The 26744-nt window shown below is 42.3% G+C and carries 20 protein-coding genes and 2 pseudogenes; 20 read left to right on the top strand and 2 right to left on the bottom strand.

All coding sequences use genetic code 11. The annotated features are described in order from the left end of the window. The first annotated feature begins 255 nt into the window (after positions 1–255). The 8 genes from ADH49_RS07895 (at position 256) to ADH49_RS10435 (ending at position 8740) form a co-directional block, all read left to right on the top strand. On the top strand, positions 256–897 hold the full coding sequence (locus ADH49_RS07895; protein ID WP_236128231.1) for a hypothetical protein: 642 nt from the start codon (positions 256–258) through the stop codon (positions 895–897). A 10-nt stretch (positions 898–907) separates the two neighbouring features. Continuing rightward, positions 908–1645 (top strand): hypothetical protein, encoded by a 738-nt coding sequence (locus ADH49_RS07900; RefSeq protein ID WP_048691404.1) that lies wholly within the window; start codon positions 908–910, stop codon positions 1643–1645. Positions 1646–1726: 81 nt separating this feature from the next. Then, entirely contained in the window at positions 1727–2647 is a 921-nt protein-coding gene (locus ADH49_RS07905) for a hypothetical protein (RefSeq protein WP_239681826.1), read from the top strand. Positions 2648–2795: 148 nt separating this feature from the next. Continuing rightward, a complete protein-coding gene (gene dapD / locus ADH49_RS07910; protein ID WP_006595464.1) occupies positions 2796–3494 on the top strand; it encodes a 2,3,4,5-tetrahydropyridine-2,6-dicarboxylate N-acetyltransferase in 699 nt (232 codons plus the stop codon). A gap of 63 nt (positions 3495–3557) precedes the next feature. Next, on the top strand, positions 3558–4691 hold the full coding sequence (locus tag ADH49_RS07915) for an N-acetyldiaminopimelate deacetylase (protein WP_048691411.1): 1134 nt from the start codon (positions 3558–3560) through the stop codon (positions 4689–4691). Between the two features lie 12 nt (positions 4692–4703). After that, positions 4704–5243, top strand: a complete 540-nt coding sequence (locus ADH49_RS07920; protein WP_048691421.1) for a 5-formyltetrahydrofolate cyclo-ligase — start codon at positions 4704–4706, stop codon at positions 5241–5243. Beyond that, complete coding sequence (locus ADH49_RS07925) at positions 5227–5913, top strand: rhomboid family intramembrane serine protease (RefSeq protein ID WP_048691423.1); 687 nt, start codon at positions 5227–5229, stop codon at positions 5911–5913. The genes ADH49_RS07920 and ADH49_RS07925 overlap by 17 nt, the downstream gene beginning before the upstream one ends. A gap of 229 nt (positions 5914–6142) precedes the next feature. After that, positions 6143–8740, top strand: a complete 2598-nt coding sequence (locus ADH49_RS10435) for a C69 family dipeptidase (RefSeq protein WP_048691425.1) — start codon at positions 6143–6145, stop codon at positions 8738–8740. A gap of 85 nt (positions 8741–8825) precedes the next feature. Here the strand turns inward: ADH49_RS10435 and galU are convergent, their stop codons facing one another. Beyond that, the gene (gene galU, locus ADH49_RS07935) at positions 8826–9737 is read right to left on the bottom strand and encodes a UTP--glucose-1-phosphate uridylyltransferase GalU (RefSeq protein WP_048691427.1); all 912 of its coding nucleotides are present in this window, start codon (positions 9735–9737) and stop codon (positions 8826–8828) included. A 61-nt stretch (positions 9738–9798) separates the two neighbouring features. After that, positions 9799–10815, bottom strand: coding sequence for an NAD(P)H-dependent glycerol-3-phosphate dehydrogenase (locus tag ADH49_RS07940; RefSeq protein WP_048691428.1), 1017 nt, complete (start codon positions 10813–10815; stop codon positions 9799–9801). A 202-nt stretch (positions 10816–11017) separates the two neighbouring features. On the opposite strand from ADH49_RS07940, the gene ADH49_RS07945 reads away from it, so the two are divergent. From ADH49_RS07945 to ADH49_RS07995, 12 genes and pseudogenes are all read left to right on the top strand, one after another. Beyond that, positions 11018–11707, top strand: coding sequence for a gamma-glutamyl-gamma-aminobutyrate hydrolase family protein (locus tag ADH49_RS07945; RefSeq protein ID WP_048691431.1), 690 nt, complete (start codon positions 11018–11020; stop codon positions 11705–11707). A 237-nt stretch (positions 11708–11944) separates the two neighbouring features. Continuing rightward, entirely contained in the window at positions 11945–12391 is a 447-nt protein-coding gene (locus ADH49_RS07950; RefSeq protein ID WP_048691434.1) for a dUTP diphosphatase, read from the top strand. A 1-nt stretch (position 12392) separates the two neighbouring features. Further along, on the top strand, positions 12393–12932 hold the full coding sequence (locus ADH49_RS07955; protein ID WP_048691436.1) for a histidine phosphatase family protein: 540 nt from the start codon (positions 12393–12395) through the stop codon (positions 12930–12932). Between the two features lie 10 nt (positions 12933–12942). After that, positions 12943–13104: pseudogene (locus ADH49_RS10105) on the top strand (DNA repair protein RadA); the annotation flags it as partial. Beyond that, a pseudogene (locus tag ADH49_RS07960) lies at positions 13100–13402 on the top strand (isochorismatase family protein); the annotation flags it as partial. The pseudogenes ADH49_RS10105 and ADH49_RS07960, both read left to right, overlap by 5 nt. Before the next feature lie 18 nt (positions 13403–13420). Further along, positions 13421–13936 carry a histidine phosphatase family protein gene (locus tag ADH49_RS07965; RefSeq protein ID WP_048691438.1) on the top strand — a complete coding sequence of 172 codons (516 nt, stop codon included), beginning with the start codon at positions 13421–13423 and terminating at the stop codon, positions 13934–13936. 13 nt (positions 13937–13949) lie between these two features. Beyond that, entirely contained in the window at positions 13950–15311 is a 1362-nt protein-coding gene (gene radA, locus ADH49_RS07970) for a DNA repair protein RadA (protein ID WP_082161878.1), read from the top strand. Positions 15312–15393: 82 nt separating this feature from the next. After that, positions 15394–16089, top strand: coding sequence for a TIGR00266 family protein (locus ADH49_RS07975; RefSeq protein ID WP_048691442.1), 696 nt, complete (start codon positions 15394–15396; stop codon positions 16087–16089). A gap of 146 nt (positions 16090–16235) precedes the next feature. Further along, positions 16236–16730: a beta-class carbonic anhydrase gene (locus tag ADH49_RS07980; protein WP_048691445.1), complete on the top strand. Its 495-nt coding sequence runs from the start codon at positions 16236–16238 to the stop codon at positions 16728–16730. Between the two features lie 163 nt (positions 16731–16893). After that, positions 16894–18900: a DUF2079 domain-containing protein gene (locus ADH49_RS07985; RefSeq protein ID WP_048691447.1), complete on the top strand. Its 2007-nt coding sequence runs from the start codon at positions 16894–16896 to the stop codon at positions 18898–18900. Between the two features lie 374 nt (positions 18901–19274). Further along, positions 19275–25541, top strand: coding sequence for a G5 domain-containing protein (locus ADH49_RS07990; protein WP_048691449.1), 6267 nt, complete (start codon positions 19275–19277; stop codon positions 25539–25541). Between the two features lie 82 nt (positions 25542–25623). After that, a partial coding sequence (locus tag ADH49_RS07995; protein WP_048691452.1) for an Ig-like domain-containing protein occupies positions 25624–26744 on the top strand: 1121 nt, incomplete at its 3' end.

The raw sequence follows: 26744 nt of genomic DNA on the forward strand, positions 1-26744 counted from the left end.
TGCGGAGGTGGGACGACGAAATCGAATTCTAACGAATTACCGATTTCTGTCCCACTCTCTTCTCTATTCTAGCTAGGACTGGCTATTTATGGTATAGTAGGATATGTTGCTAAAGGAAATAGGCGTGAACAGTTGGACGGAAAGGGATACAGATTCGATCACAGAATGGATAATGTAAAGGAAACAATAAGAAAACATCTGAAGGCCCTCCTGGTTTTCATCCAAAAAAGAGGGATTGTTTTAGGAATCCTCGCAATGCTGGGAGTAGGCTATGAGCTTGCTGCTTCTGGGAGGCCACAAGAACAGCTGAATACAGACCAGCAAGTGACCTTTCATCAGGAAGAAGCTTATCTGCAGGACTTCCTGGCGAAATCAGATCACCCAGAAGTTGGGGTGAATTTGGAGGAGTTGCTGGAGTTTAAAATAGGAGATGCGACTGGTGGTCCAAGCACCAAGGGGACGACACCAGAGGCTCTGGTTAAAAAATTAGGGGGAGCCAAGCAAGCTCGACTCGAGTCAAAAGCTACAACGCAGCTCCTTCGTCTAAGCTATGGAACGACACAAGATGGACGAGATAGATACCAATTTGAATTTACCCATATGAAGGATGGCTACTATCTAACGGCTATTCAGGGCTATCAGCCAACTTCTAAGGATCATCTGGAAAGTAAACAGCTGAAAAAGGTAGCCTTTACCAATCTTGCTAGTGGGAAAGAGAAAACCGGCATGAAGCTTGAAGACATTTTACAAAAGATAGGCTTGCCACAATCATTGCTTTTGAATCATAAGGATGGCAAAACGGCTTTAGTCCTGACCTACCGTGCACAAGAGGGGCTCGTCTTTCTCACTTTGCAAGCCCAAAATGATGCTCGCTATCATCTAGTCAAGGTCGAATAAGGAGGAGTAAATGGATACAGTCATCAAGAAGCTAACAATTCCTGGTCTCCTATTGCTAGCGCTCCTCCTAGGGATGGGGTTAGAGGTCCTTAGTCATCCACCGAAAAGTTCTACAGCGATAAGTGAAATAAGGAACTTATCAACTTTTAAAGCGAAAGAATTTCAAGGGGAGCGACTCTTAAAAGAAACGAATAAAAAAAAGGATTCGCCATGGACCTTGGAACAGATCGAGCACTTTCCTCTATCGATAAAGAACCAAAACGGTAGTCTGAAGCAGACTGGAAGTCGCCTGGAGACCCTTCTGAAGGAGATGAGCCACCCCCAAGAGAAAGTCCTCTTTCGATCTACAGCAAGCAAGCAACCCAGTCTCTCTCTTCTCTATCGATGGGACGACAGAGGCAAGGGAGCTTCCATCCGTTTGCTTTTTAGCAAGGGGACTGATGGGAGCTATCTGTTAGAAGAGATTGACGCCAGTCTAGCCAATCTAGACCGGGAGGGAGAAAAAGCTTTTTCAGAAAAGGTTTATCAAGGTTTGGAGCTTGGAGAAAAGATAGATCTTAAGGCATTGTTAGCCAACTATCAGGGCCTACAATCCTTCGTCCGACGCCAGATCGGGCCTGATCAGGAAGGTTTTCAACTATCCTATCAGGATGAGAAGGGAAAAACTTATTTATTGGAGCTGGAACATGTAGACGGTTCCTATTCCTTGTTGCGCAAGAGTCAACTAGATCCTAAGAAACAAAGTTAAGTAAAAAGAAGGGAAAATGGAATGGAAAAAGGTAGACAGATTCAAAGAGAATGGACTAGGTTCCCAAGTAGGAATCGGGAAGTGTCTGAGGTCTTTTCGGATCGTGGGCCTGAAGGAGAAGCTTTTGAAAGTCCCAGTCTTCGGAGCTATCAAAAAGGGGTAAAGAGAAGTGTCCGTGAGGATGCTTTTCGAGGAGCGGGCTTGCCCCGTTTTGGTTCACTTTTTGCAGTTGCTGTGGGGATGGTTCTCGTCTTTAGTCTCTCTATTATAGCGCTTGGTTATGTAAGCAGTTCTCTCAATAAGACAGAGCAGGATAGCACAGTAAGTAAAAAACAGGACCGTCATTCTTTCAGTTCGACATCCTCTAAACAATCATCTGCCTCCTCTAGCCAACAATCAGAATCGTCTAGCCAAACAAAGGAAGAGAAGAGTGAGTCAGAAAAGAAATCGAAGCAGCTGACATCCGAAAATTCTCCCTATGTGGATGAAAACAATGGCGTTCACTCTTTTAGTTTGGACGAGTTGCTGAACTTGATCCATCATAAGAAATTAGAGTTTGTAACGCCAGAGGAAACTGTTGAACACTTTGGAAAAGCTTGGAATGGTAATTATTCCTATTTTAGCCCAGAACAACAAGGCACACATTTAACCTATAAACAGCCAGATCAATTTGGTTTTGTTTATATTAGTTTTAAGAAGATTGGTGATACAGAAAAGATAACTAGTTTAAGTGTAGGTAACAATAAAAGTAAGCTAGGTGAACCTACCAAAACCACAGACGAATTTCAAGCTCTGATGCCTCAGGATGGGCAAGAAGGGATGGAGATCCGAGAAGCGGCTTCTCAATTGGGAAATCCAGATTCCATGATTTTTATTATTCCCAATCCTGGAGAAGTGGATACCATCGCTCTAGTCTATTCAACTACAGATAGCAAACGAGTCTATTTGTATTTTAACGAAAATTCGGATCAATACCGATTGAAAAAAATAGTGGTCCAATAGGAACCAAAATGACAGGAACCAACTGTAACCATTTGACTAGGTCGCGATTTAGTGTGTCCATTAAATTATGCTATAATAGTAAAATCAAAGAGTTCAAAAGGAGCCTATCTTCCTAGAGGACTGACTACATAGAACAAGAGGTATCGTCATGACTGCACAAAAAATGACTGCACAAGAGATTATCGCCTTTATCGGCAATGCAGAAAAGAAAACCAACGTAAAAGTGACCTTTGAAGGGGAATTGGCAGGAGAGCTTCCAGCATCCGTTGTAAAACTAGGCAATGTCCTATTTGGAGACTGGAAAGAGATTGAGCCCCTTCTTGCCAACTTAACAGAAAATAAAGATTATATCGTAGAACAAGATGGTCGCAATTCAGCGGTACCTTTGCTGGACAAGCGTTATTTGAATGCTCGGATTGAACCGGGTGCGATTATTCGAGATCAGGTGACCATTGAAGACAATGCGGTAATCATGATGGGGGCTGTCATCAATATCGGTGCTGAAATTGGTGCGGGGACCATGATCGATATGGGAGCTATTCTTGGTGGCCGTGCAACGGTTGGTAAAAACAGCCATATCGGAGCAGGAGCAGTCCTTGCCGGTGTCATTGAGCCGGCCTCTGCAGAACCAGTTCGTATTGGGGATAACGTCTTGGTTGGTGCCAATGCCGTCGTTATCGAAGGGGTTCAAGTTGGTAACGGCTCCGTCGTAGCGGCGGGTGCGATTGTTACCCAAGATGTGCCTGAAAATGTAGTGGTAGCAGGTGTACCTGCGCGCGTGATCAAGACGATTGACGAACAGACGCAACAAAAAACAGCACTTGAGGATGCCTTGCGTAACCTATAATAGAGAAATAAGAAAAGGAAGCTGGGGGATACCTCGGCTTCTTCTCAAAAGAGGAAGATGTATATGACACTTGATTTAGTAAAAATCCGTCGGGACCTGCATCAAATCCCAGAAATTGGACTAGAAGAATTTAAAACACAAGCCTATCTCTTGGAGCGGATCGCAGAAATCACTGAGGGAAAAGAGTTCGTCGAGCAGCGGACCTGGCGGACGGGGATCTTAGTCTTTTTGAAGGGATCCAATCCAGAAAAGACCATTGGCTGGCGAACGGATATCGATGGACTGCCCATTATCGAGCAAACTGGCCTTGACTTTGCCTCCCGTCACGAAGGTCGGATGCATGCCTGTGGTCATGATGTCCATATGACCTTAGCCTTGGGCTTGCTGGAGCAACTGGCTCAAGAACAGCCTAAGAACAATCTCTTGTTCCTCTTTCAACCAGCCGAGGAAAATGAAGCTGGAGGCATGCTCATGTATGAGGATGGGGCCTTTGGGGACTGGTTGCCTGATCAATTCTACGGTCTCCATGTCCGTCCAGACCTAAAGGTAGGCGAGATTGCGACCAATCGGGGGACGCTCTTTGCAGGGACCTGTGAAGTGAAGCTGACCTTTAAAGGAAAAGGTGGACACGCCGCCTTTCCCCATGAAGCCAAGGATGCCCTGGTCGCTGCCAGCTATTTTGTCACCCAGGTCCAAACCATTGTTAGTCGGAATGTCGATCCTATCGAGGGAGCAGTTGTGACCTTCGGTTCCATGCATGCGGGGACGACCAATAATGTCATTGCGGAGACGGCCTTTCTACATGGGACCATTCGGACCCTAACTATGAAAATGAACCTCTTGACTCAGAAGCGACTCGAGACGATTGCGAGAGGGGTTGCAGATGCTTTTGATATGGACCTAAAGCTAGAACTCAAGCAAGGGGGCTATTTGCCGGTGGAAAACAATCCAGACTTGGCAGATGAACTGATGACCTTCTTTGATCAAGCAGAAGATGTCACCTTGATTGATATCCTACCAGCCATGACCGGAGAGGATTTTGGTTATCTCTTGTCAAAAGTGGATGGGGTCATGTTCTGGTTGGGAGTGGACAGTCCTTATGCCCTTCATCACCCTCAGATGAGTCCCAAGGAAGAAGCCCTGCACTTTGGTGTCAAAGCCATTAGTCCTTTCTTAAAAATAAAAGCTAACCAATAAAGAGAGATGGAAATGAAAGCAACTATTCGAAAAAGTGTATTGAAGAAGATGAAAGGCTTGGCGAGAGAGAACAAGCGAAAGGCTGATCAAGCCTTGATCCAGCGGTTGCGCTCTTTGCCAGCTTACAAAGCAGCAAGCGTGATTGCGACCTATTTGTCCTTCCCGCATGAGGTGGATACAAGTTTTCTGATTGATGCAGCTCAAGAAGATGGCAAGCAGGTTGTCATCCCAAAGACCTATCCCAAAGGGCGCATGGAATTTGCAGTCTATGATCCGCAGAAGTTGAAACCAACAGCCTTTGGTCTCTTGGAACCAGAGGATGGGAGCCAAGCAATAGATAAGTCGGAGATTGATCTGATCCATGTTCCTGGAGTAGCCTTTCAAAAGGATGGCTACCGGCTGGGCTATGGTGGAGGCTATTACGATCGCTATTTGACAGATTTCGACGGAGCGACCGTCAGCACCATCTATGCTTGCCAGGAAGTAGACTTTGCACCTGCCCCCCATGATATTCCAGTACAGGAGGTTCTTGTGTATGGATCAACTATTTGATAAGAAATACCCAGTGACCAGTAGCCTGCTTCTGTTAACAACCGGCGTTTTTCTATCCATGTTATTGCTTCGTGGCTTTGACTATGAATCGGTCCAAGCTGTCTATGATTTTGGGGGTGTCTTAGGAGCAGAAATCCAGGTGGACCCAAGCCAGAGCTGGCGGTTGCTTGCTGCCATGTTTGTTCATGTTGGCTTGCAACACTTTGTTTTGAACATGGTTACCCTTTATTTTATCGGTAGAATCGCAGAAGATCTATTTGGCTCGAAGGCCTTCTTAGCCCTTTACCTCTTATCTGGCTTGATGGGCAATCTTTTTGTCTTGGTCTTTTCTCCAGAAGTCGTCGCAGCAGGTGCTTCTACAGCCCTAGCTGGACTCTTTGCTGCCATTGTCAGTTTACGCTTCATCGCTCGAAGTCCCTATATTCGCTATCTGGGCCAACGTTACACTGCCTTGATTTTGATCAATATCCTCTTTAGTTTCATGCCGGGGATCAGTCTAGCCGGTCATCTAGGAGGCCTGGTGGGAGGAGGGATTCTAGCTTTTGTCTTTCCCATCTATGGTGAGCGAGATAGCGTGAAGAAAAGCTGGCGCTGGGGAGCCCTGATCCTTTATACAGTTGGGGCTATCCTTCTTTGTGCTTGGCCTTTTATCTTTCATCCCTTTTTTTGATTTGTAGCACATTTGTAAATTATCTGAAAACTGAGTGAAGTCTCAGTTTTTTTGTATATATTTCTCAAAAACGGTAGAGAAAGCAAAAAATATTACCAATAAATGAATAAAAACGTAAAAAGAAAGCGCTTGCAATGTTGATTCAAAAGGAGTAGACTGGTGGTATATAAAACCTTCTTGTGTCCAAAAACCGTTTGAGGACATAAAATAAGCAAAAAGGAGATTTGCAATGAAGAAATGGTTGTTTAAACTAGCTTTGGTAGCGATGACGTTCTTACTCCTACCAATTCAAGCCGTTCAGGCCTGTTGTGGATTTATCATTGGCCGCCAGTTGACCAAGGATGGTACCACCCTTTTTGGTCGGACTGAGGACTATCCTTATTATCCAAATGGTGGAAAACACAACAAAAACTATGTTGTTGTCGATGCCAAGACCTATAATGAGGGAGATCAAATCGAGGATGAATCCAACGGATTCACCTACCCGCATGCTACCAACGAAATGAAATACACAGCTACTTATGATTCTGCTCGTGGTGACGGTAGTAATGGTGCTTTCGGGGAACACGGTTTTAATGAGGCCGGTGTATCCATGACTGCGACAGTAACAGCTATTCCAAATAAGAAGGTCTTGACAACGGATCCTTTGAAAGCGGATGGACTTCCAGAAGCTGCTATGCTGGATGTCATCTTGCCACGTGTTAAAACTGCCCGCGAAGGGGTTGAATTACTGGCTAAAGTCATTGAAGAAAAAGGTTCAGCTGAAGGGAACGTGGTCGTTTTTGCAGACCAAAATGAAACTTGGTATATGGAAATTCTATCTGGTCACCAATATGTAGCGGTGAAGGTGCCAGAAGATAAATACGCAGTCTTTGCAAATACCTACTACCTAGGTCATGTTGATTTGAATGACACTGAAAATGTCATTGCCTCTAAAGATGTAGAAAAAGTAGCCAAGGAATCTGGCAACTACAAGACCGATAAAGATGGAAACTTCCATATTGCTAAATCTTATGGACCAGAAAAATATGCTGAAGGAGACCGCTCACGGACCTATGCAGGTATTACCTTGCTAGATCCAGACTCTAAAGTCACCTATGAGGATGATGAGTATGAGCTCTTCCGTTCACCAACCGATCCAAACAAAAAATACACTTTAGAAGATGCTTTTGCCTTGCAACGGAACCGTTTTGAACACTTGAATGGACGCTTTGTACCAGATGATCAAATTGGCGTGAAGAAACAAGGTGACGATGGTAGCAACGATACTGTTCGTAAAGACCAATACAAATATGCTTTAGGAAACGAAAATGTAATCGATGCCCATGTCTATCAAATCAATCCAAATCTTCCAAAATCATTTGGTGGAACTGTATGGATAGGTATGGGACCTTCACGGAATACCCCTTATGTTCCATTCTATGGAAATGTAAAGGATACTTACGAAGCTTTTAAACCTCAAACAGCTACTTATGATCCAAATTCATGGTATTGGACAGTTTGGCACATTGACCAAATGGCCATCAATAACCAAGATCTCTTTGGAAAATCTATCCAAAATCATTGGAAAGCACTAGAAGAACAGCTCATTATTGAACAAAAAGTGAGTGATGCAAAATACGCTGCCTTGAAAGCTGATGAAGCAGCTGCAAAAGGGGCGGAGGATCAAGTAACTGCTGAAGCAATTGCGCGTTCTGAACGTCTTTTCAAACAATTTAAACAATATGAAGCTGAGCTTTCAGCAACCTTGAAAGAAGCGGGTAGAACAGATGATCCGTATCGGGCATCTCTCCCAGATGATTACAAGGAACCAACGGACGCGACCACAACAACAGCTCCAAGTACTGAGCCAAGCACGGATGCAACCACGACGACTGAGCCAAGTGTCGAGCCAAGCACTGACGCAACCACAACAACTGAGCCAAGTGTCGAGCCAAGCACTGACGCAACTACAACAACTGAGCCAAGTGTCGAGCCAAGCACGGATGCAACCACAACAACTGAGCCAAGTGTCGATCCAAGTACGGACGTAACTACGACGACAGATGCAAGTGTCGAGCCAAGTACGGACGTAACTACGACAACAGAGGCAAGTGCCGAGCCAAGCACTGACGCAACTACGACAACAGAGGCAAGTGTCGAGTCAAGCACGGATGCTACCACGACAAATGAGCCAAGTACGGACGCAACCACAACAACAGTTCCAAGTACTGAGCCAAGCAAGAACGAAACCAAGCCAACTCAACCAAGTACTGAGCCAAACAAGGATGTAAACACATCAACTAAGATTGTCCCTGCTCCAACTACAAACAATCGTCCAGTTCTTCCGACGAATTCTTACATTTTAGTAGATCCTCTTACTGGAATCACCCTACAAAACCCAGATTTTGCCCAAGGTGGCTTTAATTTGGCAGTTTCTGTTTTGAAGGACGTCCAAGCTTTGAAAGGTAAAGATTATAAGATTTATGACATTCAGTTGTCAAATCAAAATGGAGCCGTTCATCAATTCAGCCCAACTGTGGTGACTATGCCAGTTGATCCTACGAAAGAAGTAGAATCTGTTGTAGGCATTGGAGAAGATGGCAAGGTTGAAACCTACCAGTTCAGTTTGAATGAAGACAAGAGCAAGGTAACCTTCACAACCAATCACTTCTCATCTTATGGAGTTGTCTACAAAACAGCAGCTAAGGTAGAAGAAAAAACAGAAAGCAAGAAATTGCCATCTACTGGACAAACCATTTCAATGGTTGGTATCATCGGCGGTGTCTTGATTAGTGCCCTTGGATTTGCCTTCTATGTAGAAAAACGCAAACAGAACAAAGCTTAAAATATAATTTTTTAAGAAACGAAAAGAGGCCGGACATTTAGTCCGGTCTCTTTGCTTTATAATCGAAAGTCGGGGTGAGGATCTTTTACTCCTCGGTACCTTTTCCTGTTTCTTCTAATTGTTTTCCAAGGTTGATGATGTATTGTTTGAGATCATCTTTAACCTGTGGGTGTTTCAAGGCATAATCAATAGATGTTTTCATGAACCCAAACTTGTCCCCTACATCGTAGCGTCTGCCCTTAAATTCGCGGGCAAATACTCGTTGGGTCTTGTTCAAGGTATCAATGGCATCAGTCAATTGGATTTCATTTCCAGCGCCTGGTTTTTGGTTTTCCAAGATTTGGAAGATCTCTGGAGTCAGCAAGTAACGACCGATAATGGCAAGGTCACTTGGTGCTTCTTCAGGTGCCGGTTTTTCGACAAAGGTTTCAACGCTATACAGTCCGTTGATGCCTTCCCCTTGAGGAGCAATGACTCCATAGGCAGAAACCTCTTCATGGGGAACTTTCATGACGGCAATGGTTGAAGCATGTGTTTCGTCATAGTCATTCATCAATTGCTTGGTGAGAGTAGTAGCTGTATCATCTGTGATATCCATGAGGTCATCGCCCAGCATTACGACGAAAGGTTCATTCCCAACGAAGGCCTTGGCCTGAAGGACAGCATCTCCAAGGCCACGCGGATGTTTTTGACGAATGAAGTGGAGGCGCATCCTGGTAGTTTCATCAACCAGTTTCAACAGATCATTTTTTCCTTTTTCCTTGAGGTTATACTCAAGTTCGAAGTTTGAGTCGAAGTGGTCTTCGATCGAACGTTTTGACTTACCAGTGACAACGAGAATATCTTCGATGCCAGCCTTAAGGGCTTCTTCAACGATGAATTGGATGGTTGGTTTATCCACGATTGGCAACATTTCTTTGGCCAAGGCTTTGGTTGCAGGTAGGAAACGAGTTCCAAGTCCGGCCGCAGGAATGACTGCTTTTCTAACTTTTGTCATAATAATTCCTTTCTAACTAAAGAATAATTGGTTGTTAATCTAATTGGTAAGGAACAATCCCTTAGTTCCACTCATTTTCTTCTTTAAATTCATTGTTCATCATGAAGTTAATGGCTTCACGAATGTCTTGCCCTTCATAAATCACTTGATAGATGGCTTGTGTGATCGGCATATAGACGTCAAGCTCTTGGGCCAGTTCGTAGGCAGCCTTAGTGGTGGAAATCCCCTCGATGATCATGCCCATGTTGGCTTCGATATCTTCTAGTTTTTCACCGCGACCAAGGGCATCCCCAGCTCGCCAGTTCCGAGAGTGGATCGAAGTTCCTGTCACGATCAGGTCTCCAACTCCCGATAGCCCACTATAGGTCAATGGGCTAGCTCCAAGTTTCACTCCTAGACGGGTAATTTCAGCTAGGCCGCGCGTGATGATGGCAGCCTTGGCATTGTCTCCGAATCCGAGTCCGTGGAGGGCTCCAGCTCCGACTGCAATAATATTTTTAAGGGCACCAGCCGTTTCTACCCCAATTACATCTGTATTAGTATAGAGTCGGAAGTAGTGATTGCTGAAGAGCTCTTGAACGTAACGAGCTGTTTCTAAATCCTTAGAAGCTGCTGTGATCAGAGTGATATCGCGAACAATTGTTTCTTCAGCGTGACTTGGACCAGACACGACCACAATCTCGCTACGTAGAGAAGCAGGGATTTCCTCTTCTAAGATTTGAGAAATCCGTTTGTGACTGTTTGGTTCTAATCCTTTGGATGCGTGCATGACCTTAACAGGATGGTCCAAGAGTTCAGCTACTTGCTTGGCAACGAGTCGGGTCACCTTGGTTGGGACGACAAAGAGGACAGCATCTGCTCCAGAAAGGGCTTCATCCAAGTTGTGGTAAGCCTTGATCCCTGGATCTAGCAGGACATCCTTAAAGTAGCGTTTGTTGGTATGTTCTTGATTGATTTCGTCGATTTGTTCTGAGACGTTTCCCCAGATCCGCACTTCATGGCCATTATCGTGGAGGACTTGAGAAAGGGCAGTTCCCCAAGAACCAGGACCGATGACTGCAACGGTTTGTTTATCCATAGTATTCTCCTTCGTGAAGATTTCATTTCTATTTTACCATACTAAAAGGAAAAAAACTCACTTGACATAGGAAGATTTTAAGGGAAAACAATTATGATTTCGGTGATAAAAAAATTTTATCAGGCCCTTAAAAAATACATATTAGACGCTCTAAGGGTGGGATGATAAAATAGGGAATAGAAATAACAAAGGAGGGAAGGCCATGTGTAGAACGATTGTTGGAGTCTCTGCCAATCTATGTGCAGTGGATCCAGATGGGAAAAATATCCATTCGTCTGTATCTTGTAAGTTTGCGGAAACCATTAAGCAAGTAGGTGGCCTTCCTATGGTCATCCCAGTGGGGGACCCGTCTTTTGCCAAAGATTATATCGAGACAGTGGACAAGCTCATCCTCAGTGGGGGGCAAAATGTCCATCCTAGCTTTTATGGAGAAGAGATCGCCATCGAGAGTGATGACTACAATCTCGAGCGCGATCAGTTTGAGTTGGCCTTGTTGAAAGAAGCAGTCCGTCAAAACAAGCCGGTCCTAGCTATCTGTCGAGGAGTTCAGTTGGTCAATGTTGCCTTCGGTGGGACTCTCCATCAAGAAGTGGAAGGGCACTGGCAAGGGCTTCCTTTTGGCACTTTTCATTCCATTGAGACCAAAAAAGGAAGTGTGGTGGAGCGTCTCTTTGGACAAGCTAGCCAGATCAATTCTGTGCATCGCCAAAGCATCAAGGACTTGGCGCCTAACTTTCGAGTGACAGCCATTGATCCACGCGATCAGACCATTGAAGCCATCGAAGCAGTAGATGGTCATCGCATCATTGGCTTGCAGTGGCATCCAGAGTTTCTTGTTAAAGAAGAAAAAGGCAATCTCGAACTCTTTCGCTATCTGTTACAAGAATTGTAAAGTCTTTAGGATTTTTTAAGGAGAAAGAGGTAAACTAGTCTCATCAACAAAGACCTCCTAACTTTGTTTGATACAGTTTACTTTTTTCATATAATTTCCTGCAAAAGTCTCCTCGGTTGAGGGGGCTTTTGTGTGTTTGTCAGAAAAAATACGAATAGTAGTATAGGGGAGACGCTAGGGAAAAGTGATGGTATAATAGAAGAGATGGAAACTAATTAGAATGAAAGAGGAATCATCATGACAAAAATTCGTGGATTTGAACTTGTATCAAGCTATACCAATCAGGACTTGCTGCCAAAACGGGAGACAGCCCATGCAGCCGGCTACGACTTAAAAGTGGCAGAACGCACAGTCATTGCTCCAGGAGAAATCGTCCTCGTTCCAACTGGGGTCAAGGCCTATATGCAACCGACTGAGGTGCTCTATCTCTATGACCGTTCCTCTAACCCTCGTAAAAAAGGTCTGGTCTTGATCAACTCAGTCGGCGTCATTGATGGAGACTACTATGGCAATCCAGGGAATGAAGGCCATATCTTTGCTCAGATGAAAAACATCACCGACCAAGAAGTCGTCCTTGAAGTTGGCGAACGCGTGGTTCAGGCTGTCTTTGCTCCTTTCTTAATTGCAGATGGAGATGAGGCAGCCGGCGTGCGGACCGGTGGATTTGGGTCAACAGGGCACTAAGATGAAGATTATCTTTGTCCGTCACGGGGAGCCAGATTATAGTATGCTTGATAAACTTGAAAATCCGCAACTCTATAGTGGTTTTGGTCGTGATTTAGCACCATTGACAGGAAAAGGTCGCAGTCTGGCAAAAGAAGTTGCTAAAACTGCATGTTTTGGAAAGGCAGAGATTATTATTTCATCGTCTGTGACGAGGGCTTTAGAAACAGCACATTATATAGCAGTTGAAACAGGATTGGACTTGTTTGTGGAGCCGTTTTTTCATGAGTGGCGTCCAGACATAGATGGCATTAACTCTGATTTAACTAGTGTATTAGTAGCTCATGAATATTATCTAAAACATCAAGGAGCTTTATCTGAAGATTCTCCTTATCGCTATGAAACTGATCTAGAGATGCGTCATCGTTTTTTAACAGCTTTGGAAAAATATAAAAATTATAAAACTATTATCATTGTAACTCACGGAATGCTCATGCGCCAGTTTGTGCCAAATGAGAAGATTGATTTTTGCCAAGTGATTGAATGTGAGATAGAGATATAGAAAGAGGTTTATTATCGCAAAGAAAAAGGCGACATTTGTGTGTCAAAATTGTGCCTATAATTCCCCCAAGTATTTAGGACGCTGTCCAAACTGTGGGTCTTGGTCTTCTTTTGTTGAGGAGGTTGAGGTTGTAGAGGTCAAGAATGCGCGTGTGTCCTTGACGGGGGAGAAAAGACAGAAAGAAGAAATTTGCGACCGGCTTGCTGCTTGTATCTTCTCGTATCTTTGAGAAGCGTCGGGCTTCTTGTTTTACTAATCCAGATTTAAAAGATTTTTTAGAGGAAAACGGTGCTAAAAGCATAGAGTTTATAGGGGTAGATGGCAATGGCTGTGTTAAGACTTCCGTTTTGGCAGCTACCAAGGAGAATTATCAGGTTTCTGTCGATTTGTCTGCTGTCGGAGTTGCCAACCAGAAGAAATTCTCTAAAACACTGAAGCAGTGGCAAGATTGCGGAATCAAGATTGGATAGTTTTATGGGGATCTTAATATGAAAATTATTTTTATCCGTCACGGGGAGCCAAATTACCGTGAGTTAGAGGAGCGTTCCTATACTGGATTCGGGATAGATTTGGCACCCTTATCTGAGAAAGGAAGACAACAAGCTCAGGAACTTTGCAAAAATCCTTTGTTTGGCTCAGCTGATATCCTGGTGTCTTCTGCAGTGACGCGAGCTTTAGAAACGGCTTTTTATGTATCCTGTGCTACTGGCCTTCCTTTGAGGGTAGAGCCATTATTGCATGAATGGCAGGTTTATGAAACAGGTATAGAGAACTTTGAAACAGCTAGATGTCTGTTTTTAGAAAACAAGGGGGAGTTGCTCCCAAATTCTCCTGTTCAATATGAGACAGCTGTAGAGATGAAGTCTCGTTTTCTAGAATGCATGGCTAAGTATCGGGAACATCAAACTGTGGTAGTTGTAGCCCATCGCATGCTCATACGCCAGTTTGTGCCAAATGAGAAGATTGATTTTTGCCAAGTGATTGAGTGTGAGATAGAGATTTAGAAAGAGGTTTATCATCGCAAAGAAAAAAACGACATTTATTTGTCAAAATTGTGCCTACAATTCACCCAAATACCTAGGGCGCTGTCCTAACTGTGGTTCTTGGTCTTCTTTTGTCGAGGAGGTCGAGGTCGCAGAGGTCAAGAATGCACGGGTATCCTTGACGGGTGAAAAGACCAAACCCATGAAATTGGCGGACGTGACTTCTATCAATGTTCACCGGACCAAGACGGAGATGGAGGAATTCAATCGCGTCCTTGGTGGAGGAGTGGTACCAGGAAGTCTTGTCCTTATCGGTGGGGATCCTGGGATTGGGAAATCAACCCTTCTCTTACAAGTGTCGACCCAGTTGTCTCAAGTGGGAACGGTTCTCTACGTCAGTGGAGAGGAGTCGGCTCAGCAGATCAAACTTCGGGCAGAGCGCTTGGGGGATATCGACAGTGAGTTTTATCTCTATGCCGAGACTAATATGCAGAGTGTTCGAGCAGAAGTGGAGCGCATCCAGCCTAACTTCCTCATCATTGACTCGATTCAGACCATTATGTCTCCTGAGATTTCAGGGGTGCAGGGGTCTGTCTCTCAGGTGCGTGAAGTGACGGCAGAGCTCATGCAGCTGGCCAAGACCAATAATATCGCCATCTTTATTGTCGGCCATGTGACCAAGGAGGGAACCTTGGCAGGACCTCGGATGTTGGAGCACATGGTGGATACGGTACTTTATTTTGAGGGGGAACGCCACCACACCTTCCGGATCCTGAGAGCGGTCAAGAACCGCTTTGGTTCCACTAATGAAATCGGGATTTTCGAGATGCAGTCAGGCGGCCTGGTTGAGGTCCTCAATCCCAGTCAGGTCTTTCTAGAAGAACGCTTGGATGGGGCGACTGGCTCTGCCATTGTCGTCACCATGGAAGGCAGCAGACCAATCCTGGCGGAAGTTCAAGCCTTGGTGACACCGACTGTATTTGGCAATGCCAAGCGGACGACAACGGGTCTGGACTTTAATCGGGTTAGCCTCATTATGGCTGTGTTAGAGAAACGTTGCGGACTCCTTCTCCAAAATCAAGATGCCTATCTCAAGTCAGCCGGTGGTGTCAAACTGGACGAACCAGCCATTGACCTAGCCGTAGCGGTGGCCATTGCTTCTAGCTACAAGGAGCTTCCAACCAATCCGCAAGATGCCTTTATCGGTGAGATTGGCTTGACCGGAGAGATTCGCCGAGTGACTCGGATCGAGCAACGGATTAACGAGGCGGCGAAACTTGGTTTTACTAAGATTTATGCACCAAAAAATTCTCTCCAAGGGATCGCGATCCCAGACGGCATTCAAGTGATAGCAGTCTCCACGGTAGGGGAAGTTTTGAAAAAGGTCTTTTCTTAACCAGATCTTGGAATCGTTTGCAAAAAGGTTTTTCCTGTGCTATACTTTTTCTATACTTACTAAACATAGGGGGTTACTTATTTTGCAATTTTTTACAGATAATAATGTGCAGTTCCCTTTGGTCGAGCTATCTCTCAATCAGGGTGAAACTGTCTATATTCAACGGGGGAGTATGGTCTACCATACGCCTAATGTGACCCTCAACACCAAATTAAATGCGAGTGGCTCTGGTGTGGGACGCTTTGTGAAAGCAGTTGGACGGTCAATGGTTTCGGGTGAAAGTACCTTTATCACTCAGGTATTTGCCCAGTCTAATAATGCTTACCTAGCATTGGCACCCGACTCACCAGGTCAGGTGGTGCCACTCTACTTGGGCGAAAAGCAGTATCGATTGAACGATGGTGCCTTCCTTGCACTGGATGGTTCAGCTTTCTATACAATGGAAACCCAATCGATTGGTAAGGCTCTCTTTGGTGGTCAGGGTGGATTCTTCGTCATGACGACCCAAGGTCAAGGGACCCTCTTGGTGAATGCCTACGGCTCCATTAAAAAAATTGAGCTAAACAATCAAGAAATCACCATCGATAATGCCCATGTCGTTGCTTGGAGCCAGTCTTTGGATTATAATATCCATTTGGAAAATGGTTTCTGGCAATCCATCGGAACGGGTGAAGGTGTTGTCAATACCTTTAGAGGGACTGGTGAGATTTATGTTCAAAGTCTCAACCTTCAAACCTTTGCTGGCATACTGAATCGCTATTTACCAAGACGATCATAAGATAAGAAAGGAGTGTAGAAGTCGGTTTGCTTTTACTCTCCTTTTTCATGTAGGCTGACAACTGACAATCTGGGAAAAAGATGGTAAGATAGAGTGTAAATAATTTGGCGTTCAAACTATTTTACCAACCAGAAAGGAAGTTCCTAATGTCCTACTTTGAGAATTTTTTAAAAGCCAATCAAGCCTATGTTGAATTGCACGGAGACCTCCATCTCCCAATCAAACCGAAAACGCAAGTGGCCATTGTGACCTGTATGGACTCTCGTCTTCACGTGGCGCCAGCACTGGGGCTTGCTTTGGGAGATGCCCATATTTTGCGGAATGCAGGTGGGCGCGTGACAGAGGACATGATTCGTTCCTTGGTCATCTCACAGCAACAGATGGGGACTCGAGAAATCGTGGTCTTGCACCATACAGACTGTGGAGCGCAAACCTTTGAGAATGAAGGCTTCCGTCAGCATCTGAAGAAGGAACTGGGAGTTGATGTTGGAGACCAAGACTTCCTACCCTTTCAAGATATCTACGAGAGCGTCCGAGAAGATGTCGCTCTATTAAAAGCCTCGCCGCTGATTCCAGACGACGTCGTTATCTCAGGAGCTGTCTATGATGTCGATACAGGATTGATCACTGAGGTGACTTAAGAAATTTTATCTGTTTATGGAAACTTATTTCGTGAGAAATAAGTTTTTTTATGAATCAATTTTAAATAGAAATCAGCAGTCGAAAATTTTCTCCTTTATTTATCTTTAAATAGGCAAGTTCTTCAGTTTATGATAAAATATTTTATAATTACGGGAGGTTTAAATGAAAAAAATTAAGAATCTAGCCAACATGAACTACCTATGGTTACTGTTAGGATCCTACTTTATTGTCGTTTTGTTTAATTTGCTTAGATTTTCGACTGAAGCGCTCTTTCTAAAATTAGGAGAAGTAGGAATTGTTGGGACAATTATCGGGGTTGTCATCATTTACCCATTTCTTTGGTTTATTGGTGAGTATAAGAAACTCATTGATATTGGTGTTCTCAATACTTTTTTGATAGCTTTGATTCTATTTGTAGCAATTCTTAAAAGTCCAACCTTATTCTTATCTCTGGGCTTGATTATGATTTCAGTTGCTCTATTCTTATTTTTCTATCTAGACAATATAAGGTTTGCAATTGTCTTTCCAGTATTAGTGGTGCTATCTTTTCCCAAGCTTCTCCTTCAAGCAAGTGGGAAATTTCAAGATGAAGCCCTAAAAATTCACTCTTTTAATATCGCTGAATCAAAATTTACTTCTTTAATTTGGCCAATTTTGACTTCAGTTGTTATTGCATTATTAATCGGACTAATTATTAGTAGGTTGGCTGTAGATAAAATCAGTAAAGTATGGGTTAAACGACTTACCTTGATGACTTTAATTATTGGAGTTTGTTATGTCCTTTACTTATCTGTTGTAGTGTATTATAAAGTCAAGGCAAATTCAGGTTCGACATTTGATATTGGGATTTTCTCTCAAATGTTTGAGAGGATGAAGACAGACTTCACACAGATAACAACGCTTGAGAGAGATAAGGCTTTATCGCACTTTGCTGTCCATATTTCTCCAATCTTTTATGCGATTCTTCCATTCTACATGTTGTTTCCTTATGTAGAAACATTAGAAATTTTACAAATTCTTATTGTATTTTCTGCTATAATCCCCCTCGGGCTGGTATTGAAGAAATTACAATTGCCAAAACTGTTAAATCCTCTAGTCATTGCACTATTTTTTGCTACTCCAGCAATGACAACCAGTGGCAGTTACCACATTCATGAGAACTGTTTTTTACCCCCTTTAATTCTATGGCTCTTTTACGCCATCATCTCTCAATGGCGTTTGCGAACTATCTTGTTTGCTCTCCTCATCCTTTTTGTAAAAGAGGATTCCTTTATTTACGTACTATCGCTAGGACTCTATTTTGTCTTTCAGAATCGTTTTTCTATATCTCCGAGATTCAAAAAGTGGTTATATGCTAGTACATTTGTCTTGCCGGTAATTTACTTTGGATTCGCTATGTTTCTGTTGACAAAATATGGTGAAGGTGCAATGGTTTCTCGATATAGTCATTTGTTAATGTCTGGGGAGAATGGATTGTTAATGGTGATGAAAAACACTATCTTAAATCCGCTTTATGTTCTGGGTAGTCTGTTTACGGCTAAGAAACTTGGCTATATCTTTTTAGTTCTGTTTCCTCTAGGCTTTTTGCCACTTGTCCAACGACGCCTATCAACTTATTTCCTTATGCTTCCTCTGCTAGCGATTAATTTACTAACAGATTGGCTTTATCAATATGATATTAATTTCCAATATAGCTATGGATCAGTTACTCTTTTATTCATTATGGGAATATTGGCATTGGATCAATTGAGTAATTATAAAGTAGTAGGGGAGAAGGCCCTTGTTGCTCTCGTTGCTTCGTCTTTAGTGATTTCAGGAGGGATCCTCTATAGCTACACTCATAAATGGAACTTTGAAATTAAATATTACCACAATCGAAAGGATTATTTTGAAGGGATACAATCAGTATTAAAAGATTTGCCAATTGAGTCTTCAGTAGTAACGACGGGGAGTTATACTCCAAGCCTTCGACAGCATGAAAAACTATATGATATCTACTATCATAATGATAAAAAAGTTGACTTAAATATTGATTATGTTGTTGTACCGAGAGAAACAAGGCAAGAAGGCAAAGGATTTTTTGAGGCGGATATCTTGAAGGCATATGAAGCTTCTGGCTATAAAGAAAGCTTTTTCTCTACAGAAGACGTTCTTGTGTTAGAGAAGTAATCTGAAGAATCTTTTCTTAACTTTAGAGCAAAATACAAGTGTCTTGAATGTTTTTACATCTTAAATGACGTTTGAATAAAGCTGTCGGTTATATACGGCAGCTTTTTATTATTTAATAGGAGGTTGATACAAGATAAATAGTGAACTTTCTTCCATTTTATAGAGGATAAAAGGAAAATAGAAAGGGAATTCTTTTGGGTAAAAATTTATAGAATAAAATAGTTGACTTTCTATCAAACAATAAGTATCATTAAAGTAAAATCCATTTCTATCCACCTTATAAAATAAATAATTGAATCTTTGTTAAAAGGTTGGTTTAGTTGAAACGTATAGACTGAGAAAAGTGGGAAGAATTAAATGAAAGAGGAGGATTCATGAATATTAAAAAAACAACCAAGTACTCTTTGTTAGCAATTGGGGTGTTAACAACATTTCAATTAGGCCAGGTAAAAGCCAGTGCGGATTCTTTTGAAAATTCAAATGAAAGTCTTATTAAGAATCAGGATGAAAACCAGCCTGCATTGAATACGCCAGTTTCTATTCCAGAATCTGAAACTAGAGCAGTTACAGAGCCAAATTCAGAAGAAAAGCCGGCAGTTGATCAGGGAGATAAGAAATATCCAGCTCCAGCTTTAACGGAAAAGGAAACAAAAGGCTCTGAGGAGGATGCTAAGAATACTTCGACGGAAGCCTCTTCTTCTGATAAAGATAGTAAAGCCGAAACTTCTCTTAATAAAGACAGTGAAGCCGAAGCAAGTCTTAATAAAGATAGTAAAACTGATCCAACTCTTAATAGTGCAGAAAAGAAGGAAGATCCAACTCCTGCTCCAGGTACACTTTCCAATGCAAGTACAAACGAAGCTGAAACGGCTGCAACTCCAGCTCCTAAGATTCGTCGTAAAAGAGCTGCAGCTAGCAATACAAAAGTATACGAAGATGCGGATTACGGTAAATATGTAAAAGCAACAGATTTTGGTCTTGATACGACAGGAAAAGTTGAAGCGAGTGAAGCAATCAAAAAGGCGCTCTCTGCGGCCAACGAGGTTGAGGGTGGCGCTTCTGTTATGCTATCAGGGACAGTTTTGCTGAAGAATACCTTGGTTATTGATGAAAACTATGCCAATGTAAAAGGTTTGATTGGTAGTGGTCCAAGTCGTAACAACACAAAAATCTTATTTAATAAGAAGCAAGACGGAGAACACGATCCTGAAACAAACTTGACGGATAACCGTTACGAGTCTGCAGTGCTCATTCAAAATCAGAATAACTTTACTGTAGGTCGTTTAACAGTTGAGCATGCTTATGATTCGTCAGACTACACCAAAGATAATGAGTTTTACCGTAAAGGGAAATCATACTTTGGACGTTCAAACGGTATCTATGTAAACGATTCTTCAAATGTTACGATCAATGATGTTCGTGCTATGAAATTCAACAGAGCTGGTGTCTTCTTTAGTTCAAGTAAGGCAACAGCGCAAGAGTATGATAGCAATGGAAGACCGATCCGTTATAGCAGTATCTCTGAAAAGGTTTCAAACGAAGTCAAGTCTATCGGAGATCCAGATGTTCCAATCATGGACGGTAACAAGGTAACCAATTCTTTCCTTCATAACAACCGTGTTGCGGGTGTTATGTTCGGTTACCAACGTAATTTTGTTGTAGACAACAACATTTTGTCATACAATGGTCATGTGTTGGATGGTGGTACCGGATATGGTGCAGCCTCAATGGCAGGATCTTACAATGATGGTATTACCTATACTGGAAACTATACCAACTACAACTACCGTAAAGGATTGGATATCCATGACGGGAATAAGATCCTCATCGAAAACAACGTCTCACTCGGAGACCGTTTGAATGGTATTGAGGTTTATAACCGTGCTAACCCTATGACAGATGTCATTATTCGTAACAACAAGGTAACACAAGATCCAAACTCTAAGTTGGAAAACGATGATGATGATCCAGCGCGTTACCGTGGTTACACAGCTATCTCAATCCTAACAAATGAGAAAAACCACAAATGGACTAAACCTCTTGATAAAGGTCGTTATGTCATTTCAAATAACACCATTGAAGGTTTGACAAAACCATTTGAAAATGGCCAGCTAGGAACGTTTGGGATCCTCTTTAGAAATAACGAAAGTTCAAATGACTATAGCCTAAACATCGAAGGGAACACCATCACTGGTGATTCAACAGACTATATCATCTCTGTTAACAACAACACAGCCCAAGCATCTAGAGGTGTTGAAGGTGGTGGTTCAGGTGACATCACTATTTCAAGAAATAAGATTGAAGTAGACGACATCAAGCAATTACCGATTTACATCAATGACGATACCACTTATGTAGCAAGTGTTATTGACCGTACAACTGGTAAACGTGTAAACAAGGTTACAAAAGTACCATTTACTAAGACTAGAGGAAGCATCAACATTGACAACAATGAATTGACCGTTTCTAAGATTAAGTCTAGATGGAAAAATGCAGTTGCAATTGAAAGTACTAACGCATCTACTATTGATGTTAATAGCAATACCTTCAAGTATAAAGATAATGAGCCATGGCAACGTTACGATGTCACTCGTAGAACAGATGGAGCAGTTATCAAAGACATAATGCAAGCTTTCTTTGGTATCAACCGTCTCAATGACACCGTTAAAGTAACAGCAACAGACAACAAATTCATCGCAGATACGCCAAACAAAAATGGTTTCTTTAGACTATATAATGGTGAGTGGGTGAACTTGAATGCCAAGAGTAATAATGTTTTCCTCGGACGTAACACTCTAGATGGCAAGCCTTTAGCTCCAGTAGATATCGTTGGTGATAAAACGGTTGAAACACTTCGGACAACAACAACGACAGAGTACATCATCGAAACTCGTGAGACCGATGAACTTCCTATCGGATTTAAAGAAACCGTTCAAAAAGGTGTTCCTGGTAAGAAAGTTAATGTTTACAAGATTACCAAAGTTGGTGATACAATTGTAGGTCGTCAGATTGAATCTGAGGAAGTAATCCAAGAGCCTACGAGAGAAATCGTTTTGATTGGTACAGCGACAGAAACATTTGAGACTGTTACTGAGAAAGAAACTGTTGAATACGAAACAGAAATCAGAACTGACCCAACAAAACCAAAGACTTATCAATTTGAAAATCAAGCTGGTAAGAATGGTTCTGTTGAAAAGACTTACCAAATCAGAAAATTGAATGGTAAGGAAGTTGGTAAGACTTTGACGTCTGAAACAGTGATTGACCAACCAGTCAAACGCATTATCACTGTTGGTAGTGCAGTTGAAAGAGTAGAATACACTACTGATGTCAAGGATGTAGACTTTGAAACTGTCATCGAATACGACTACACGAAACCAAAAGGCTACGAAGAAGTCCGCCAGGAAGGTGAAAAAGGTCGTATTGAAAGTCAATACAAACTGACTTACCTCAATGATGAACTTGTTGACCGTACCTTGGTCAACGAAAATGTCTTAAAAGAGAAGAAGGACAAGATCGTTGTTAAAGGTCTAGGGGTGGTTGTGTCAATCAGATCCGTAGTTGTTGTCGAAGAAAAAGACTTCAACAAGGTTATTGAAAAAGATGAAACCCAACCAGAAGGCTACAGCAAGATTACTCAAGTTGGATCTCCTGGTACCATCACAACAACTTATGAAGTTACCTATGAGGACGATGTCGAAGTTGCTCGTAAAGAAATCTCAAAAGTTGAGAATCCAAAAGCTGTAGACGAAATCACAGTAATCGGTACTTCTAAGATGACAGAACGTACAGTGGATGAGCAGGTTGACGTTCCATTCAAGACGATTTATGTCTCAGACAATACACTTCCAGCAGGAGAAAGTGTTGTCGACGAAGAAGGAACTCCAGGACAAATTATCCGTACTTTCTTGGTAAGCTATCGAAATGGTAAAGAAATCGGTCGTACCATCGTTTCTGAACATAAGATTACAGATGCAGTCAACCGTGTCGTTCGTGTCGGAAATGCGACACCTATCGTGGAAACAACTGAGCTTGTAGATGAGACAGAATCAATCGATTACAATACTCTCAAAGAGTTTTCAGATCAGCTTCCAGCAGGAACAACCAAGGTTATCCAGGCAGGTAAGAAGGGTCAAAAAACAAATCGCTACTCTGTAACGAAAGTAAATGGCGAAGAGACATCTCGTACATTTGTAGAATCTAACATTACGACAGATCCAGTGGATGAAATCATCCAAGTCGGAACTCGTATCAAAGAAATTAGAGAAGCAAGCGAGACAAGCCCAATTCCATTTACAGTCAAGGTTCGCAAAGACACTACGAAGCCTATCGGCTATCGAGTGACTGAGGTAGAAGGTCAAGACGGTGAGAAGTCCGACCTCTATAAAGTAACCTACATCAATGGTACCGAAACCAAACGGGAACATTTGAAGACAACGGTCGTTAGAGAAGCTGTTGACAAGGTGATTGTCGAAGGTGCAGGAGTAGAACGTGCTCTCTTTGAAATTCAAGAAGACAAGATCACAAGTACAACTGAGTACCGCAACGATGACACACTTCCAGAAGGTGAAATGAAGATTACCCAAGTTGGTGAGGAAGGACTCCTTCGTAAGACAATCGAGAAACGTTACTTCAATGATGAGTTGCGTTCTACGAAATTAGTAGAAAGCAAACTGATCAAAGAAGCAACTCCAACGATCATCTTAGTGGGTACAAAACATGTACCAACTATCAAGGTAGAACAAGACACTCAGACTGAGAAGATTGCCTATAAGACTCAAAACATCGAAGATCCAGACCTACCAAAAGGTCAAACGAAGGTGGTTCAAGTAGGTCGAACTGGTATCATTGAAAAAATTTACCAACTGACTTACAAAGACGGAGTCTTAATCAAGACAGACTTGATCAGTAGCAAGGAAGTTCAAAAAGTTCAGGATGAGATTATCCATATCGGTACTCAAGTCACTGAAACTAAGGAAATCAACATAACAAGTCCAATCCCTTACAATGTCATTATTCGTAAGGATAAGACCAAGCCAGTTGGTTACAGCCTTGTTGAAGTAGAGGGTCAAGAAGGAACACAAACAGACTACTATCAAGTAACTTACGTCAATGGTAAGGAAACGAAACGTGAACATCTCAGAACGGATATTACAGTTCAGCCTGTTAATAAAGTCTTAGTTGAAGGTTCTGGAATCGAGCGTATAATGTTTGAAATTCAGGAAGAGCGAATCACAAGTCCAACTGAATTCCGTAATGACGACACTCTTCCAGAAGGTGAAACAAAGATTATCCAAGAAGGTCAGGATGGGCTGATCCGTAAGACGATCGAGAAACAATACTTCAATGACGAAGAACGTTCTTCAAAACTGATCGAAAGTAAAACTGTCAGAGAAGCAGTTCCGACCATCATTTTAGTAGGGACAAAACATGTTCCAAATGTTAAAGTGAAGCAGGAAACGCGAACTGAGGAGACTAACTTTAGAACAGTTACCGTTATTGATGAAAACATGCCAAAAGGTGAACGTAAGCTTGTTCAAGAAGGTCGAGCTGGCTTGGTAGAAAAAATTTATCAGCTAACTTATAAAGATGGTGTCTTAGTCAAGACAGACTTGATTAGCGTCAAAGAGTTGCGTCCAGCACTCGAACAGATTATCCATATCGGTTCTCAGGTTACTGAAACCAAGGAAATCAGCACAACAAGTGCAATCCCATACAACACCATCGTTCGGGAGGACAAGACTAAGCCTGTGACCTATCGTTTGGTCGAAGTAGAAGGCCAAGAAGGAAGTCAAACAGACTACTACCAAGTAACCTATGTCAATGGTAAAGAAACTCAACGTGAGTATCTAAGAACAGTTATCACAACTCAACCTGTCAACCAAGTCGTTGTAGTGGGTGCTGGAGTTGAGCGTACAGTCTTGGTGACTGAGGATGAGGTCATTACTCATCAGACAGAATATCGCAATGACGAAAGCTTGGCAGAAGGTGAAACTAGAGTCTTCCAAGAAGGCCAAGATGGACTGATCCATAAGACTTTTGAAAAACACTACTTCAATGATGAAGAACTCTCTTCTACATTGGTAGATACCAAGGTTATCAGAAAGGCAGTTTCTCGTGTAATCTTAGTTGGAACAAAACAGCTTCCTACTATTACAACAGAGGAGCTAATTGAGATAGAAGTCGTCGCCTTTGAAAAGAGGATCGTCGAGAATCCTAATAAAGCAGAAGGGACAGTCTCCCTCTTGCAAGAAGGCAAGACAGGTAAGCGTCAATACAAATACCGTTTGACTATTCAAGATGGTCGTGTCATCAAGAAGGAATTAATCCAAGTGACACTAATCGAAGAACCCGTTCATGAAATTACTGAACTTGGTACAAAAGTAGTGAAGAAGAACGAGAAAAACGACCAATCTCAGGATCAACCTGGTCATAAAGTTGAGGAGCTCAATCATGTTTCAACAAATCCAAAAGCGGAAACCAAAGTTGAATCTATAATAAATAGCCAAAAAGATAGTGGGGAAATCCAAGAAAATCGCTTGCCGAATACAGGTGCAGAAGAGAGTTGGATCCTTTCTATCATGGGCTTTATCCTCTCAATTATCACTCTTGGTTTTTTCAATCGTCAAAAAAACGAATGATAAGTGAAAAAAGATAAAAAATACTTTGCAAAGTGAAACAATTATGTTACAATGATAAAAAATTAATAATAAGGAGTTTATTATGCAAACCACAAAAACGAGCATTAAGCGAGTTTTAGCGTTTTTTAGTGTACTAGTTTTGGCTTTGACAGTCGTAACAACGATTTTTGCTGACGAAGTTACAAACTATACCAACAACACGACTATTACCCTTGGTGGCAAACCTATTACTGCTGATACAAAAGTAGGCAGAGGTCAAGCCATGGAAGCTACAAACAGCATTACTTTCCCAGATTCTCAAGCAATCAATGCAGGTGATACACTTGTTCTTGACTTGCCAAAAGAATTGAACTGGCCAGTTAAGTCAGAATTCCCAATCAAAAACGGATCTGAAATCGTTGGTAATGCAGTTGCTGACCCAGCTACTGGTAAAACAACAGTAACGTTCACTGACTATTTCTCTAAAAATCCTAACAATAAGAGAATGTCATTGAAATACGACGTGGTTGTAAATGCTAGTACTGTAACTGAGTCTGGTAAAAAGACATTCAAGTATGGTGAGCAAACTTATAATTTGACTTACGAGCCAGATTCTACTGCGATTGGTCAATATGAGTACAAGTATGGATATCAAGACCCACAAAATCCAAAACGTATCAAATGGAAAGTTATCTTGAACGCTGGTCAAGATAAATTGAACAAGATGGTTATCACAGATGAGCTTGCTGACGGACAAGTATTGGTAGAAGGAAGCCTTCGTGCTGTACGTTACGCAACTCAACCTAAAGCTATCGAAAGCGAAGAGCAACTTACAAAACTTGACCCAACTGACAACTTCTCTAAGAAAGCTGTATATACTAAGAACGCTGCAGGTCAAATCACTGGTTTCACTATCAACTTTGGTGACAACTGGAACTGGCCAATGTACTTGGAGTACACTACTGAGTTGACTGAAGCTAAGAAAAAAGGTGATGTAGTTAATAACACCATCAAGTGGAAAGCAGAAAACTTCCCTAACGAACGTAGCTACCCTGCTAAGACCCTCATCTATACTGCGTCTGGTGAAGGTGAAGGGGAAACTACAACTACAACCACAACTACAACCACAACGACTACTACAACAACTACAACCACAACTACAACAACCGAGGAACCTACAACTACAACCACAACTACAACAACCGAGGAACCTACAACTACAAC

This window comes from Streptococcus sp. 400_SSPC (assembly GCF_001072745.1).
Lineage (GTDB): Bacteria > Bacillota > Bacilli > Lactobacillales > Streptococcaceae > Streptococcus > Streptococcus xiaochunlingii.